Annotated in this window: 10 protein-coding genes, 2 tRNA genes and 3 rRNA genes; 11 read left to right on the top strand and 4 right to left on the bottom strand. The window is 40.6% G+C overall.

Features of this window, described 5'->3' with window-relative positions:
* The first annotated feature begins 174 nt into the window (after window positions 1-174).
* From MKL36_RS01095 to cysK, 7 genes are all read left to right on the top strand, one after another.
* Window positions 175-1711 (top strand): 16S ribosomal RNA (locus tag MKL36_RS01095).
* A gap of 59 nt (window positions 1712-1770) precedes the next feature.
* A tRNA-Ile gene (locus tag MKL36_RS01090) sits at window positions 1771-1847 on the top strand.
* A 55-nt stretch (window positions 1848-1902) separates the two neighbouring features.
* Window positions 1903-1978: transfer RNA gene (locus MKL36_RS01085), tRNA-Ala, on the top strand.
* A gap of 340 nt (window positions 1979-2318) precedes the next feature.
* A 23S ribosomal RNA gene (locus MKL36_RS01080) occupies window positions 2319-5211 on the top strand.
* 184 nt (window positions 5212-5395) lie between these two features.
* Window positions 5396-5510 (top strand): 5S ribosomal RNA (rrf, locus tag MKL36_RS01075).
* Together the 16S, 23S and 5S rRNA genes with 2 tRNA genes alongside form the textbook arrangement of a ribosomal RNA operon.
* A gap of 129 nt (window positions 5511-5639) precedes the next feature.
* A complete protein-coding gene (locus tag MKL36_RS01070; protein WP_021510973.1) occupies window positions 5640-7238 on the top strand; it encodes a DUF6119 family protein in 1599 nt (532 codons plus the stop codon).
* 220 nt (window positions 7239-7458) lie between these two features.
* Window positions 7459-8457 carry a cysteine synthase A gene (cysK, locus tag MKL36_RS01065; protein ID WP_021510974.1) on the top strand — a complete coding sequence of 333 codons (999 nt, stop codon included), beginning with the start codon at window positions 7459-7461 and terminating at the stop codon, window positions 8455-8457.
* 55 nt (window positions 8458-8512) lie between these two features.
* Here the strand turns inward: cysK and MKL36_RS01060 are convergent, their stop codons facing one another.
* From MKL36_RS01060 to MKL36_RS01050, 3 genes are all read right to left on the bottom strand, one after another.
* Window positions 8513-9121 carry a lytic transglycosylase domain-containing protein gene (locus MKL36_RS01060; protein ID WP_086374137.1) on the bottom strand — a complete coding sequence of 203 codons (609 nt, stop codon included), beginning with the start codon at window positions 9119-9121 and terminating at the stop codon, window positions 8513-8515.
* Window positions 9122-9429: 308 nt separating this feature from the next.
* Window positions 9430-9996, bottom strand: a complete 567-nt coding sequence (locus MKL36_RS01055) for a flavodoxin family protein (protein WP_021510976.1) — start codon at window positions 9994-9996, stop codon at window positions 9430-9432.
* A gap of 16 nt (window positions 9997-10012) precedes the next feature.
* The gene (locus tag MKL36_RS01050) at window positions 10013-10498 is read right to left on the bottom strand and encodes a DUF2938 domain-containing protein (RefSeq protein ID WP_004842784.1); all 486 of its coding nucleotides are present in this window, start codon (window positions 10496-10498) and stop codon (window positions 10013-10015) included.
* A gap of 81 nt (window positions 10499-10579) precedes the next feature.
* Between MKL36_RS01050 and MKL36_RS01045 the strand changes: the two genes are divergently transcribed.
* The 4 genes from MKL36_RS01045 (at window position 10580) to MKL36_RS01030 (ending at window position 15798) form a co-directional block, all read left to right on the top strand.
* On the top strand, window positions 10580-10984 hold the full coding sequence (locus MKL36_RS01045) for a helix-turn-helix domain-containing protein (protein ID WP_021510977.1): 405 nt from the start codon (window positions 10580-10582) through the stop codon (window positions 10982-10984).
* A gap of 147 nt (window positions 10985-11131) precedes the next feature.
* Window positions 11132-12391, top strand: a complete 1260-nt coding sequence (locus MKL36_RS01040) for an esterase-like activity of phytase family protein (protein ID WP_021510978.1) — start codon at window positions 11132-11134, stop codon at window positions 12389-12391.
* Between the two features lie 214 nt (window positions 12392-12605).
* Window positions 12606-14984 (top strand): YgiQ family radical SAM protein, encoded by a 2379-nt coding sequence (locus tag MKL36_RS01035; RefSeq protein WP_017816790.1) that lies wholly within the window; start codon window positions 12606-12608, stop codon window positions 14982-14984.
* A 313-nt stretch (window positions 14985-15297) separates the two neighbouring features.
* Window positions 15298-15798: a DUF2726 domain-containing protein gene (locus MKL36_RS01030; RefSeq protein ID WP_000291528.1), complete on the top strand. Its 501-nt coding sequence runs from the start codon at window positions 15298-15300 to the stop codon at window positions 15796-15798.
* 144 nt (window positions 15799-15942) lie between these two features.
* Here MKL36_RS01030 and MKL36_RS01025 read toward each other — a convergent pair whose 3' ends face one another.
* Entirely contained in the window at window positions 15943-16296 is a 354-nt protein-coding gene (locus MKL36_RS01025; RefSeq protein ID WP_000216804.1) for a RidA family protein, read from the bottom strand.
* Window positions 16297-16488: the final 192 nt, after the last annotated feature.

Genomic DNA, 16488 nt, shown 5'->3' with positions numbered 1-16488 from the left:
ATCATTAAGAGAATTGAAGAACAACTTGTGTGGATTTTTACTGATTGATTAATCGAAATAATTTTCATTGATTGATTGGTTTAAATTACTCGAAGTTTATTTGAGCGAAATTTAAGTCAGTAATTGATGAGCCAGAATTGGCACCTTGTCTATAAATAAGGTGCAAAATGATTTTAACTGAAGAGTTTGATCATGGCTCAGATTGAACGCTGGCGGCAGGCTTAACACATGCAAGTCGAGCGGGGGAAGGTAGCTTGCTACTGGACCTAGCGGCGGACGGGTGAGTAATGCTTAGGAATCTGCCTATTAGTGGGGGACAACATCTCGAAAGGGATGCTAATACCGCATACGTCCTACGGGAGAAAGCAGGGGATCTTCGGACCTTGCGCTAATAGATGAGCCTAAGTCGGATTAGCTAGTTGGTGGGGTAAAGGCCTACCAAGGCGACGATCTGTAGCGGGTCTGAGAGGATGATCCGCCACACTGGGACTGAGACACGGCCCAGACTCCTACGGGAGGCAGCAGTGGGGAATATTGGACAATGGGGGGAACCCTGATCCAGCCATGCCGCGTGTGTGAAGAAGGCCTTATGGTTGTAAAGCACTTTAAGCGAGGAGGAGGCTACTCTAGTTAATACCTAGGGATAGTGGACGTTACTCGCAGAATAAGCACCGGCTAACTCTGTGCCAGCAGCCGCGGTAATACAGAGGGTGCGAGCGTTAATCGGATTTACTGGGCGTAAAGCGTGCGTAGGCGGCTTATTAAGTCGGATGTGAAATCCCCGAGCTTAACTTGGGAATTGCATTCGATACTGGTGAGCTAGAGTATGGGAGAGGATGGTAGAATTCCAGGTGTAGCGGTGAAATGCGTAGAGATCTGGAGGAATACCGATGGCGAAGGCAGCCATCTGGCCTAATACTGACGCTGAGGTACGAAAGCATGGGGAGCAAACAGGATTAGATACCCTGGTAGTCCATGCCGTAAACGATGTCTACTAGCCGTTGGGGCCTTTGAGGCTTTAGTGGCGCAGCTAACGCGATAAGTAGACCGCCTGGGGAGTACGGTCGCAAGACTAAAACTCAAATGAATTGACGGGGGCCCGCACAAGCGGTGGAGCATGTGGTTTAATTCGATGCAACGCGAAGAACCTTACCTGGCCTTGACATACTAGAAACTTTCCAGAGATGGATTGGTGCCTTCGGGAATCTAGATACAGGTGCTGCATGGCTGTCGTCAGCTCGTGTCGTGAGATGTTGGGTTAAGTCCCGCAACGAGCGCAACCCTTTTCCTTACTTGCCAGCATTTCGGATGGGAACTTTAAGGATACTGCCAGTGACAAACTGGAGGAAGGCGGGGACGACGTCAAGTCATCATGGCCCTTACGGCCAGGGCTACACACGTGCTACAATGGTCGGTACAAAGGGTTGCTACACAGCGATGTGATGCTAATCTCAAAAAGCCGATCGTAGTCCGGATTGGAGTCTGCAACTCGACTCCATGAAGTCGGAATCGCTAGTAATCGCGGATCAGAATGCCGCGGTGAATACGTTCCCGGGCCTTGTACACACCGCCCGTCACACCATGGGAGTTTGTTGCACCAGAAGTAGCTAGCCTAACTGCAAAGAGGGCGGTTACCACGGTGTGGCCGATGACTGGGGTGAAGTCGTAACAAGGTAGCCGTAGGGGAACCTGCGGCTGGATCACCTCCTTAACGAAAGATTGACGATTGGTAAGAATCCACAACAAGTTGTTCTTCATAGATGTATCTGAGGGTCTGTAGCTCAGTTGGTTAGAGCACACGCTTGATAAGCGTGGGGTCACAAGTTCAAGTCTTGTCAGACCCACCATGACTTTGACTGGTTGAAGTTATAGATAAAAGATACATGATTGATGATGTAAGCTGGGGACTTAGCTTAGTTGGTAGAGCGCCTGCTTTGCACGCAGGAGGTCAGGAGTTCGACTCTCCTAGTCTCCACCAGAACTTAAGATAAGTTCGGATTACAGAAATTAGTAAATAAAGATTGAGATCTTGGTTTATTAACTTCTGTGATTTCATTATCACGGTAATTAGTGTGATCTGACGAAGACACATTAACTCATTAACAGATTGGCAAAATTGAGTCTGAAATAAATTGTTCACTCAAGAGTTTAGGTTAAGCAATTAATCTAGATGAATTGAGAACTAGCAAATTAACTGAATCAAGCGTTTTGGTATGTGAATTTAGATTGAAGCTGTACGGTGCTTAAGTGCACAGTGCTCTAAACTGAAATGTTGAAGTTACTAACTTGTAGGTAACATCGACTGTTTGGGGTTGTATAGTCAAGTAATTAAGTGCATGTGGTGGATGCCTTGGCAGTCAGAGGCGATGAAAGACGTGATAGCCTGCGAAAAGCTCCGGGGAGGCGGCAAATATCCTTTGATCCGGAGATGTCTGAATGGGGGAACCCACCTACTTTAAGGTAGGTATTGCAACATGAATACATAGTGTTGCAAGGCGAACGAGGGGAAGTGAAACATCTCAGTACCCTTAGGAAAAGAAATCAATTGAGATTCCCTCAGTAGCGGCGAGCGAACGGGGATCAGCCCATTAAGTTATGTGTGTTTTAGTGGAACGCTCTGGGAAGTGCGAACGTAGAGGGTGATATTCCCGTACACGAAAGGGCACACATAATGATGACGAGTAGGGCGAGGCACGTGAAACCTTGTCTGAATATGGGGGGACCATCCTCCAAGGCTAAATACTCCTGACTGACCGATAGTGAACCAGTACCGTGAGGGAAAGGCGAAAAGAACCCCTGTGAGGGGAGTGAAATAGATCCTGAAACCGCATGCATACAAGCAGTGGGAGCACCTTCGTGGTGTGACTGCGTACCTTTTGTATAATGGGTCAGCGACTTATATTCAGTAGCGAGGTTAACCGTATAGGGGAGCCGTAGAGAAATCGAGTCTTAATAGGGCGTTTAGTTGCTGGGTATAGACCCGAAACCAGGCGATCTATCCATGAGCAGGTTGAAGGTTGGGTAACACTAACTGGAGGACCGAACCCACTGTCGTTGAAAAGCCAGGGGATGACTTGTGGATAGGGGTGAAAGGCTAATCAAGCCTGGTGATAGCTGGTTCTCCCCGAAAGCTATTTAGGTAGCGCCTCGGACGAATACCATAGGGGGTAGAGCACTGTTTCGGCTAGGGGGTCATCCCGACTTACCAAACCGATGCAAACTCCGAATACCTATGAGTACTATCCGGGAGACAGACTGCGGGTGCTAACGTCCGTAGTCAAGAGGAAAACAATCCAGACCGCCAGCTAAGGCCCCAAAATCATAGTTAAGTGGGAAACGATGTGGGAAGGCATAGACAGCTAGGAGGTTGGCTTAGAAGCAGCCACCCTTTAAAGAAAGCGTAATAGCTCACTAGTCGAGTCGGCCTGCGCGGAAGATGTAACGGGGCTAAAACTATGTGCCGAAGCTGCGGATGTATACTTTGTATACGTGGTAGGGGAGCGTTCTGTAAGCCGATGAAGGTGTGTTGAGAAGCATGCTGGAGGTATCAGAAGTGCGAATGCTGACGTGAGTAACGACAAAACGGGTGAAAAACCCGTTCGCCGAAAGACCAAGGGTTCCAGTCCAACGTTAATCGGGGCTGGGTGAGTCGACCCCTAAGGCGAGGCCGAAAGGCGTAGTCGATGGGAAAATGGTTAATATTCCATTACTTCTGTGTAATGCGATGAGAGGACGGAGAAGGCTAAATCAGCCTGGCGTTGGTTGTCCAGGTGAAAGGATGTAGGCATGTATCTTAGGCAAATCCGGGGTACTCTATGCTGAGATCTGATAGCAAGCTGTACTTGTACAGCGAAGTGGTTGATGCCATGCTTCCAGGAAAAGTCTCTAAGCTTCAGTTACACAGGAATCGTACCCGAAACCGACACAGGTGGTCAGGTCGAGTAGACCAAGGCGCTTGAGAGAACTCTGCTGAAGGAACTAGGCAAAATGGTACCGTAACTTCGGGAGAAGGTACGCTGTTGTTGGTGATGGAACTCGCTTCCTGAGCTGACGACAGCCGCAGAAACCAGGCCGCTGCAACTGTTTATTAAAAACATAGCACTCTGCAAACACGAAAGTGGACGTATAGGGTGTGATGCCTGCCCGGTGCTGGAAGGTTAATTGATGGGGTTAGCGTAAGCGAAGCTCTTGATCGAAGCCCCAGTAAACGGCGGCCGTAACTATAACGGTCCTAAGGTAGCGAAATTCCTTGTCGGGTAAGTTCCGACCTGCACGAATGGCATAATGATGGCGGCGCTGTCTCCAGCAGAGGCTCAGTGAAATCGAAATCGCTGTGAAGATGCAGTGTACCCGCGGCTAGACGGAAAGACCCCGTGAACCTTTACTGCAGCTTGACACTGAACTTTGACCTTACTTGTGTAGGATAGGTGGGAGGCTTTGAAGCTGGAACGCTAGTTCCAGTGGAGCCGTCCTTGAAATACCACCCTGGTAATGTTGAGGTTCTAACTCTGTCCCGTGATCCGGGACGAGGACCGTGTCTGGTGGGTAGTTTGACTGGGGCGGTCTCCTCCTAAAGAGTAACGGAGGAGTACGAAGGTGCGCTCAGCGTGGTCGGAAATCACGCGTAGAGTATAAAGGCAAAAGCGCGCTTAACTGCGAGACCCACAAGTCGAGCAGGTACGAAAGTAGGTCTTAGTGATCCGGTGGTTCTGTATGGAAGGGCCATCGCTCAACGGATAAAAGGTACTCTGGGGATAACAGGCTGATACCGCCCAAGAGTTCATATCGACGGCGGTGTTTGGCACCTCGATGTCGGCTCATCTCATCCTGGGGCTGAAGCAGGTCCCAAGGGTATGGCTGTTCGCCATTTAAAGAGGTACGCGAGCTGGGTTTAGAACGTCGTGAGACAGTTCGGTCCCTATCTACCGTGGGCGCTGGAAATTTGAGAGGATCTGCTCCTAGTACGAGAGGACCAGAGTGGACGAACCTCTGGTGTACCGGTTGTGACGCCAGTCGCATCGCCGGGTAGCTATGTTCGGAAGGGATAACCGCTGAAAGCATCTAAGCGGGAAGCCTACCTCAAGATAAGATTTCCCTAGGACTTTATGTCCTCTAAAGAGCCGTTCGAGACTAGGACGTTGATAGGTTGGATGTGGAAGCATAGTGATATGTGAAGCTGACCAATACTAATTGCTCGTGAGGCTTGACTATACAACACCCAAGCAGTTGTATATGAAGCATCAATCGATTCTTAAATATGCAAGACAACTTGATTTAGTTATACCTCTAGCTAAAATGAACAAGTAAAGTAAGATTCAATCAGCCCAGTCTGTTACAGATTTGGAAAACGCTTCGGCATCAAATAAGACCCAAGCAAGTATCCATAAACAGTTGTGCTGGCGACCATAGCAAGAGTGAACCACCTGATCCCTTCCCGAACTCAGAAGTGAAACCTCTTAGCGCTGATGGTAGTGTGGGATTACCCATGTGAGAGTAAGTCATCGCCAGCTCATTATTCCAAACACCCCAATCTCAAAAGAGGTTGGGGTGTTTTTTTATGCTTGAAAAATAAATATTTATAATTATATTGTTATTGGTGTATAACTTTTAATCATAAATAGGAATTTAAAGGTAAAAGTATGGGGAATACATATAATATTTATAAAATTAGACCAAATAAATATGATGAATTAATAGAAAAAGTCGAAAAAGTTGATTTGATCGAGCAAAAAACTATAATCTCAGGAAATTATGAGATGACATTTTATTTTTCAGAAAAGTTAAAGGGAAATGAAATATGGTGGTGGACAACTTATAGAGAATTTTTTAATAAAGATGTAAAAGCACCTAGTAATCACTTTTTTTATGGCTTATTAATATGTCGGAATACAGATGACAATAAAGAAATATATGCTGTTAGTTTAGGTAAATCTCATTTTTATTTATCAAAATTTATAGAATTTGATTTTGGTATTAGCTTGGCTGTTAGAATGGCTGATGAAAATACAATTCTTTTGAAAAAGAGTAGATACTTTACAGGTACAAAAAGACAAGATATTTCCTCATATGCAAGTTTTGTGAAGGACAGTTATGAATCTGGTGAATCAGTTGAGCATATAAAACTTAAAGCGACAGATAAAGAAATATGGGGAGAGAAAAATATAATTTTTGCCGATTCTATCCAAATGGATATTAATAAAAGGCCCGAGGAATTAGTTGAAATCTTTAATAGTATCAGTGATACAGTAAAAAGGAACCCTATTATTAACTTACCGAAATTGGAAGCTGTAACGGATGAAGTTTTAGTAGAAGAATTAGATAATGAGCTTTTAACATCATTATTAGACCATAATTTTGCTGTTGGAATCGAAGAAATCAGAGCTTTTGGTATAAATATTTGTTTTAGTTATAGTGAATATAGTTATGAAATTGTTTATAGAAAGAAAAAAGGCAAAACTTTTAGAAGGAAGTTAGGTAATAGTTTAGATATTTTAGAAATTGCTAAATTTGTTGAAGATGAAAAAGTAGTTAATTTAGACAATCTTAAAATACAATTTAAAAGGGAAGATAGTGGTGTTTATACTAGTCCCATAAAAGAAGTTGTTGACTATTATAAGGAACTAGAAGGCTATTGTTATTTCTTGAAGAATGGAGAGTGGTTCTGTTTTAATTCTACTTTTATGGAATATCTTAAAAGATCTTTAGATAATATAGAGACTATTTTGAAAGAAGATTTAATAGAAACAGAATATTTGAAATGGAGAGCTGAAAAAGCAGAAAATCTAGATCAAGAAGTGGTTACTGATAATAAAATTTTATATAGAGAATATTATTTTAATCAGAAATTAAGTCAAGAAGAAGGCTATGTTTTGTTAGATAGACAACTCAAGGAAATTAGAGCAATAGAAACAGGGAAAAGAAAACATAAGATTGAGGTTGCTGATTTGTATAAAGATAAAGAAATTATATCAGTTAAAATTGCCAGTAAACCAGAGTCTTTAATCTATAATATTGAGCAATCAAAGACATCAATAGAACTTATAATGCAAAAAGAAGTAAATATTGAATATACTATTAATTCAGCAGCTTTATGGTTTGTATTTGATAAAAATATTCAGAAAATTACTGATATTAGTTCTATTCAATTTTTATTAGCTATAGATTCATGGAAGAAAAGAATAGAGTTTTTCGGGCTTAAACCTAAAATTTATATTTCTAAACACAATAAAGTTCAATAACTTATAAGTGTAAGCTGAAAGTTTTTATTTTGAAAAATAAATTTTTTGCATATATTTCATATTTGCGAAACTGTTCTTTGTTATTTTAAATACTTTAATAAATATCGCTTTTTAAACTTAAAGTATTAAAAATATATAAAACTTAATGTTTTCTACTTTCCTGTTTAACTGACAAGCCTATAATGATTCAGAATCATTCCAAATCTAATAAGGATATAACATGTCTACTGATCCACAATTCCCAACACCCAATAATTTAGGTATCGCAGTTTATTCCAATAATGCCGAAGCTATTGGTAATACTCCTTTAGTACGTATTAATCGTTTGATTAAAACGGGCGCAACCGTATTAGCCAAAGTAGAAAGTCGTAATCCTGCCTTTTCTGTGAAATGCCGTATTGGAGCTGCGCTGATTGCAGATGCAGAAAAAAGAGGCGCGTTGAAAGAAGGCATGCATATTGTTGAGCCAACCAGTGGTAATACTGGTATTGCATTGGCGTTCGTAGCGGCGGCAAAAGGTTATTCCATTACTTTAACTATGCCTGCAAGCATGAGTCTTGAGCGTAGAAAAGTGTTAAAAGCACTTGGTGCCAATTTAGTCCTAACAGAGCCAGCGAAGGGAATGAAAGGTGCAGTTGATGAAGCTGTGCGGTTAGCAACTGAACAACCAGATGTTTATTTCTTGCCACAACAGTTTGAAAACCCAGCTAATCCACAAATTCATGTTGATACGACTGGACCAGAAATCTGGCAAGCAACAGGTGGGCAAGTTGATATCTTGGTAGCTGGTGTAGGTACAGGAGGTACGATTACGGGTATTTCTCGTTATTTTGAACAAGTTCAGAATAAGCCATTGTACTCAGTAGCAGTTGAACCTGCTGAGTCTCCAATTATTACTCAAACAAAAAATGGTGAGAACATTACACCCGCACCGCATAAAATTCAGGGAATTGGAGCAAACTTTATTCCAAAGAATCTTGATTTAGATTTAGTTGATGAAGTCATACCAGTGAGTAGTGAAGAAGCAATTCAATGGGCGAGAAATTGTGCCACCCAAGAAGGTATTTTAGTGGGTATTTCAAGTGGTGCTGCATTGGCAGCAGCGGCTAAAATTGCAGAGCTTCCTGAAAATGCAGGTAAAACAATTGTTGTTATTCTTCCAGACAGTGGGGAACGCTATTTATCTTCTGTTTTATTTGAAGGTTTATTTGACGAATAAAATTAACCGTATAAAAAAGCCCATTAATAAATGGGCTTTTTTATTTAATCTTAATTTATAAAGCACTTTTTAAAGTTTTCTGATGACGTTTCACAGATCGAGCATATTTTTTTGCTTTGTGTCGTGTCCAGAAACTTCGTTCATATCCTGTTGGACCAACATTATAATATGCTGTCGCTTTGAACCAGCTATCTGCTGTCTGATAGTAATGATTTAAAATATAAGCACCACATTGGATGTTGGTAGATTCATCAAACAAGTTACCAGTACAAGTTTGTTGCCAATAACTGGGAATAATTTGTGTTAACCCAATAGCGCCGGTGGGAGAGCGAGCATTACTATTATAGCTAGACTCTTGCCTGATCACGGCTGCCAATAAAAGCGGTGGAACATTATATCTATCAGCGCTTTGAATAATCATTGGAGATAGGCGATTTGCTGTACTTGGCGGAACAGAATAAGCTTTTTGTAAGCCAGACGAAAGCTTACTTGAGCGCCAAGAAAATGAACCGCTATTAGGGCCTAAACTTGTACATCCCGTCATTATTGTCATCAACGCAATAATAAAAAATTTGAGACTAAGGCGCTGTAATTGTGATGGTGCAAAATGATCTTGAGCTAGAGATGAGGTAAGCAAAATACAAAACCAATAATCAAATTTCAAATGAAATGATGGTATTCAGCCGTATTTATTGGATCAATATAAGTTCTGTTGCTCAGCCCAAGCAAAAAGTAAGATTTTTGTATTATTGAAATGAAAAAACCCCGACATCCTGTCGAGGTTTCTTCGTATTCAGCTTTATGTAGCTAACTCCTGTCAACTACCGCTTCCTGCGTTCTTATTCTTGTTCAATGAGACTTCCTGTCTCTCTATGATTTATATGTTATGAAAAAATACTCAAGTTGAATATCCGTTAATGACTCCAAATTTTGTACGTTTTAACTTACAGACGTTCTTTTTCAACTATGGAGTTAAGTCCCTTGATAAGCATTTAAGGTCAATGCAAAATTTTCACCAAATTGTTGAGCAGTTTTAATATCTCCCTCATCAAAACCATCTGCATTACTAGCATGTTCAGCCTGAGCCATTAAACCTGACCATGAACCGAGTCGGTTAGCTGCTTGTGTATAGGCAACACCTTGATGCTGTTCTGGTAGAATTGGGTTACCTACCCATAACATGCTGTGTTGCATGCAAAAAGTAAAAATTGAAATTAGTGTGGATTGTTTATCACCAGCAGGAAGAGATGAAACGGTAAACCCAGCTGCTAATTTCCCTTTAAAACTTTGTTTTTTCCATAATGGACCAGTTGCATCCATGAGCTGTTTTAACTTGGAAGATACACCACCTAAATAAGTAGGAGATCCCCAAATTAATCCGTCATATTGGATAAGAATTTCTGGACGCTCGATAAGATCCTCGGCATTGAGTAAATCTGCTTTAATATTGTGATGGCTCAAGATGCCAATTTGAATTTGCTGAGCAATAAATTGGGTGTGACCTTGGCGACTATGGTAAATAATGGCAACAGTTTTCATGGAAATTTCCCTTTATTTAAATTTGAAATAGTTTTGCAGTGAGATATAAACCACAGCCAAAAACACTATGGTTCAGCAAACTTTTCAGACAGTTCAAAAAAGGGTGAGGTGTTTTTGATGAGGCAAAACCACTACCCATAGCTGGTTGCATAATAAAAAAAGGAATGAGAACGGTGACCAAACCAAACAGTAGTGCTGAGTAAAACTGAGGATGGTCGAGCCAAGTCGAACCTACAATTAAAAGAAAGTTCGATGCAAAGATAATTCCGACACTATAGTGAGCAATCCAGCCTAATAAATATTCCCCCTTCATTGGAGGACTTTTAGCAATAGATTGATGGACAAGTTTTCCTTGAAATATCCAGCCCACCCAACGTCCAAGAAAGGCAAAGTTTAAAGTCGGGACATTAAATATTTTTAGTATTAACAGCCATATATCCATAACGATGGTTGCACCAATACCAAGACATAAAGCTTGAAAGAACAGAGTGGATGTATTCATTTTTACACCTTGCTTTTATACGTATGAAACGTGATAAATTTATTGTGCAAGTTAAAGTTCACTTGAAGTCAAGAGGGTATTATGGATATTGGTGAAGTCGCTAAGAAGGCAAAAGTCACAACGGCTACGTTACGTTTTTATGAAGAGAAAGGACTAATTAAATCGATAGGACGGCAGGGCTTACGTCGACAATATGGCAAACAAGTAATTGATCAACTGGCATTAATTGCTTTAGGTCGTGCTGCAGGTTTTTCTTTAAATGAAATTGCCACAATGTTTGGGCAAGATGGTAAGCCTGATCTTGACCGTCAAAAACTAAAAGATAAAGCTGAACAACTAGAGCAAATGGCAAAGCGATTACATTTTATTAGTCAAGGATTACAACATGCTGCGGTGTGTCCTGCTGAAAATCATATGGAATGCCCAACTTTTCAGAACTTTTTGAAAGCAGCAATTGCTGGAGAATATCAGCCAACAAAACTTTAATTAGCTTTACTAACAAGTTCAGTTTTCTATTGGGTGCTAAACAATAGGCTTGTCATATTTTCGCCATAAAGATTTCATATTTTTGAAGCAAAAACTTCATACAAGCTTGATTAAATTTGCTTAATTTTTTACCAACTGTATAAAATCATGAGCAAAAAAACTTTAGTCGCATTATTATGCTGTGCCAGTTTAGGATTGACGGCATGTAACGATGATAACGATCAAGATCAAACTTCACCTACTGAAAACGTTACCGAACCAACTCTAATTTCTTTTGCTAAGTTACCTGTAGAAACTTATGCTGCTGGACCAGACTCAGGAGCATATGTGAAAGGTGCAAATGGAATTTATCCTCCGTTTAAAGGTCAACCTGTACAGGGATTTTCTGCTGCATTAAAAAATGAAGATGGCAGTTATATGGCAATGGCCGATAACGGTTTTGGGACTCAAGATAATTCATCAGACTTTTTACTTCGTATTTATAAAATAAAGCCTGATTTCAAAACTAAAACTAAAGGCACCGGTCAAGTTACTGTGCAAAGTTTTATCCAACTGCGTGATCCGAATAAATTAATTCCATTTAATATCATCAATGGTAATACACCTGAGCGTTTATTAACGGGTGCTGATTTTGACCCAGAGTCGCTGCAGCGTACTAGTGATGGGACCTACTGGATTGGAGATGAATTTGGTCCATATTTACTCCATTTCTCAGCAGATGGTGTACTTTTAGACGCTCCGATTCCTTTACCAAATCCATTAAATCCAACTCAAGAATTACGTTCACCACAAAATCAATTTAATAAAGCACAAATTAATTTTGTAGAGCCTTTGGTTCAACAAAGTGGCGGTTTTGAAGGAATGGCGATTTCGCCAGATGGGCAGTATCTTTATCCTCTTATAGAAAAGCCAATTAAATCAATTCGGGAAACAGAAAGACAATTGTTGATTTCCCAATTCGATATTAAGAAAAAAGCGTATACAGGAAAATATTATTGGTTCCAGTTAGACAGTAAAGCAACCAATATTGGTGATTTCCAACTCTTTAATAATAATGAGGGTATTATTATTGAACGTGATGCCACGCAGAATAATTTAGGCGGCTATAAAAAATTAATCCGTATTAAATTAAATGAGTCAGGCCAGCTGGTCAGCCGTGAAGACTTAGTCGATTTAATTAAAATTGCTAACCCGAATATGTTGTATGGCACAGCTAGAGCAGGGGATATTGGTACGGGACAGGTTTTTGCCTTCCCATTTGAAACCATTGAAGATGTAATTATTGAAAATGGTACAACACTGACGGTTTTCAATGATAATAACTTCCCTGGGTCGACGGGACGTAATGCAAAGTTGGCCGATGATAACGAGATTATTCAGATTCGTTTACCAAAAGCTCTTTTCTAAATTATATAAATAAATGAGTTCGATCTGCGGCGGATTTTATTCCGCCGTATTTAATCTAAGAATAAAATATTGAGCAAACTTTAATCAAATTAATTTCTATATTGTTGTTTTCGCGTGTTTTATAAACAAGGAAAATGAATGAAATTCATGTTAAAATGATCGGCTTTCATCTTTAGATGTCTCTCCTCCATCTGCTAGCCGAGATTCGCAAGCCATGTCTACCGCTTATACTATGCAAACTGCGCCAAAAGCGTTGTTTGATTACGACAAATATTGGGCGTCGTGTTTTGAACCAGCGCCATTTTTGCCGATGTCACGAGAAGAAATGGACCAACTCGGCTGGGATGCGTGTGACTTTATTCTAGTCTGTGGCGATGCTTATATTGATCATCCATCATTTGTATCGGGTGTGATTGGACGAGTATTGGAAGCGCAAGGTTTCCGTGTAGGTATTATCGCGCAGCCAGACTGGACCAATGTTGAAAGTTTCCGTGTATTGGGTAAGCCAACGATTGCTTGGGGAGTGACTGCGGGCAATATGGATTCGATGATCAACCGCTATACGGCAGATCGTAAAATCCGTTCGGATGATGCATATTCTCCAAACAATGAACCGAACAAACGTCCTGACCGTGCGGCAACGGTTTATTGCCAACGTTGTCGTGAAGCATTCCCAGATGTACCTGTACTATTAGGTGGTATTGAAGGTAGTTTACGTCGTATTGCGCACTATGATTATTGGTCAGACAAAGTCCGTCGTTCAATTTTGATGGATTCAAAAGCCGATATGCTTATGTATGGTAATGGTGAACGTGCCATTATCGATGTGATGCACCGTTTGGCTAAAGGTGAAAAAATCCACGAGATTACAGATGTTCGTGGTACAGCATTTATTATTAATAAACATAATAAAGCGGCTAAAGCAAAATTTGTTGAAATTGCCAGTAATGATGTAGATACGATTGGGCGTGTTGACCCAATTATTAACCCATATGTCATGACTGAAGATATTGATGGTTGTGAAATTGAGAAAGATAAAGGCAACACACTAGCTCAATATCAAGGTTTTCAAAAAGAAATTGTTGCAAATCCGATTGTACGTGAAGGCGACCAACTTGATGAAAATACTCAGATTGTTCAGCTAAAGCCTGCTCAGTCAAAAGCGATTAAACACAAGTTACCTCCGCGAGAATTGGCTGTAATTCGTTTACCTTCTTTTGAAGAAGTGGCGAATGATCAAGTGCTTTATGCACATGCAAACCGTATTTTGCACCTTGAAACCAACCCGGGTAATGCACGTGCTTTGGTTCAACGTCATGGTGAGCGTGATGTCTGGATCAATCCACCTCCAATTCCTCTAACCACAGAGGAAATGGATTATGTATTTGATTTGCCATATGCACGTTTGCCGCATCCTGCATATGGAGATGCGCGTTTCCCTGCATTTGATATGATCAAATTCTCGGTCAACATTATGCGTGGCTGTTTTGGTGGTTGTACATTCTGTTCGATTACAGAACATGAAGGCCGTATTATCCAAAACCGTTCGGAAGATTCGATCTTACGTGAGATCGAGAAAATTCGTGATACAGCGCCGAACTTCACCGGTATTATTTCAGACTTAGGTGGTCCAACAGCAAACATGTACCGTTTGCATTGTAAAGACCCTGAAATTGAGAAGAACTGTCGTAAACCTTCTTGTGTATATCCGGGTGTTTGTCAAAACTTGCATACCGATCATGCACCTTTAGTACAGCTTTATCGTAAAGCACGTGCGATTAAAGGGGTGAAGAAGATTCTGATTGGATCGGGATTACGTTATGACCTTGCAGTATTGAACCCTGAATATGTCAAAGAGCTGGTACAACACCATGTTGGCGGTTATTTAAAAATTGCACCAGAGCATACTGAACAAGGCCCGTTATCTAAGATGATGAAACCGGGTATTGGTACGTATGACCGTTTCAAACAAATGTTTGATCGCTTTAGTAAAGAAGCAGGAAAAGAGCAATATTTAATTCCTTACTTTATTGCTGCACACCCAGGTACTTCTGATTATGACATGATGCATCTTGCGATCTGGCTGAAGAAGAATGGTTTCCGTGCCGATCAGGTACAGACGTTCTACCCATCACCGATGGCAACTGCGACAACCATGTATTATTCAGGGAAAAACCCACTCGCAAAAGTGGCGCGTTACACTGAAAATGTAGACATTGTAAAAGGCGAAAAACGCCGTCGTCTGCACAAAGCATTCTTACGTTACCACGATCCAAATAACTGGCCATTACTTCGTGAAGCACTTAAAGAAATGGGCCGCGCTGATTTAATTGGTAATTCAAAGCAACATTTAATTCCAACTTATCAACCGAAAGGGGCGGAAGGAGAATATAAATCTGCACGTAAGAAGAACTCGACTGTTGCGGGCGATTCAGTGAAGCGTTCAGGTCAAACAGCTCAAAATAAAAATCAGCATAAACGACCGCAAAAAGGGCAGGTACTGACTCAACATACGGGTCTACCACCTCGTGAAACAGGTGAAAAGAGACCATTTGGTGGTAAAAGTAAACCAAAATCAAAAGCTCGTGGATAACGATAAAAAAGGCTCTGTTTAAGAGCCTTTTTTATTTTTAAAGTGAGTGGATAAATCATATGGTGAGATTTCTGAGCATTTTTTATGTAAAAAGTGTAATGAAAAATGATAAATCCTAAAAATCTGACGAGCTGCACTTGATTGTTGCTGAGTCTGTGTTTATAAATAATGTGAGGGTGGCTAAATTTAAGCCAAGCTTGATAACTACAAGTGAAATTACTAAGTGAACCTTTTAAAGAACGGCTGCGTCGTTATCAATTAAAACAAAGCGTGATCTAGCAAAATCATTATAAAAAACTTAAAGGATGGACCCATGTACTATTTAATTACAATCTTATTACTATTTTTGACCGTTGTTATGGCGGCGAAAAGCCTCTCAAGAAAGCATCAACAAGACAGTGCTTTAAAGCGCCGTGCCGTGTTAAGTAGTCATGAACAAATGACATTAACTCGTTTACAGACAGTATTGCCTAAATTTACTGTGTTAGCTCATGTTTCATTTGATGCATTATTAACAACGAAATATGCTCACACTCGTCGCAAATATCAAAATATGACAGCTGACTTTGTTGTGCTTGATCAAAATTATCAGGTTGTTGTAGTGGTTATGCTTGAAGAAAGTGGTTTACGCCGAGCACATCAACAATATGAGCGCCGTTTATTACAGCTTGCGGGCTATCGTGTATTAAGTTACAGCACTGTGCCAGATTATCATGAGTTAAGAAGAGACTTATTGACCCCTGAATCAGAGATGGCAACTTTACATGCAACGCCTCAGCTAGAAAGAATTTCAAATGCTTTTGTAAAGTCTTAAAAATTAGGTCTTACAGTAATTTAATTTTAAGCCTCATTAAATAAGATTTTAAAAAATGCTGATATTATCAACTTTAAAAATTAAAACCTGAGCAATATCGATCATGATCTTGCTCAGGTTTTTATTGATTAAAATTAATAAGAATTAAGGAAGTACCGCAACAACGGTCATTTCTACAAGTACATCAGGTGCATAAAGTTTAGATTCAACACAAGTACGAGCAGGTGGATGCTCTTTGCTAATCCATGCATCCCACACTGCATTCATGGCTGCATAGTCCTTATCAATATCCTTTAGAAAAATCATGACAGACAGGATATGACTTTTGTCAGTTCCGGCTTCAGCAAGTAAGCGATCAATATTGTCCAAAGTTTGTTGAGTTTGCGCCGTAATGTCTACACTGGTGTCATCAGCGAGCTGCCCTGCTAAATGGACTAAATTACCCGAAATCGCCACTTCACAATATCTTGAAGTTACGTGTAAGCGTTTTACCGTCATAAAAATGCTCTAAAGTGTCTTTATTGAATAGTTCGATTTTATGAAGAGTTCGTAGGCAGGTGCAAGCAAGTGCAAAAGAATTTCAGTAGATTATTGTTGTGATTTATAAGAACGGGCAAGCCCCATGTACTTTAAGTGCCCTGTAATATTCGGATTTGGTCGTCACGCCAATCACAGGACGATATGCCGAAA

Source organism: Acinetobacter sp. AOR12_HL, assembly GCF_027855275.1.
GTDB classification, from domain to species: domain Bacteria; phylum Pseudomonadota; class Gammaproteobacteria; order Pseudomonadales; family Moraxellaceae; genus Acinetobacter; species Acinetobacter baumannii.
The sequence above is the reverse complement of the archived record's forward strand: the minus strand, read 5'-3'. Positions and strand labels throughout refer to the sequence as shown.

What these genes read in the sequence shown, in the direction of transcription:
- MKL36_RS01070 (WP_021510973.1), top strand. Translation starts at nt 5,640, where the DNA reads ATGGGGAATACATATAATATTTATAAAATTAGACCAAATAAATATGAT.
- cysK (WP_021510974.1), top strand. Translation starts at nt 7,459, where the DNA reads ATGTCTACTGATCCACAATTCCCAACACCCAATAATTTAGGTATCGCA.
- MKL36_RS01055 (WP_021510976.1), bottom strand. Translation starts at nt 9,996, where the DNA reads ATGAAAACTGTTGCCATTATTTACCATAGTCGCCAAGGTCACACCCAA.
- MKL36_RS01050 (WP_004842784.1), bottom strand. Translation starts at nt 10,498, where the DNA reads ATGAATACATCCACTCTGTTCTTTCAAGCTTTATGTCTTGGTATTGGT.
- MKL36_RS01045 (WP_021510977.1), top strand. Translation starts at nt 10,580, where the DNA reads ATGGATATTGGTGAAGTCGCTAAGAAGGCAAAAGTCACAACGGCTACG.
- MKL36_RS01040 (WP_021510978.1), top strand. Translation starts at nt 11,132, where the DNA reads ATGAGCAAAAAAACTTTAGTCGCATTATTATGCTGTGCCAGTTTAGGA.
- MKL36_RS01035 (WP_017816790.1), top strand. Translation starts at nt 12,606, where the DNA reads ATGTCTACCGCTTATACTATGCAAACTGCGCCAAAAGCGTTGTTTGAT.
- MKL36_RS01030 (WP_000291528.1), top strand. Translation starts at nt 15,298, where the DNA reads ATGTACTATTTAATTACAATCTTATTACTATTTTTGACCGTTGTTATG.
- MKL36_RS01025 (WP_000216804.1), bottom strand. Translation starts at nt 16,296, where the DNA reads ATGACGGTAAAACGCTTACACGTAACTTCAAGATATTGTGAAGTGGCG.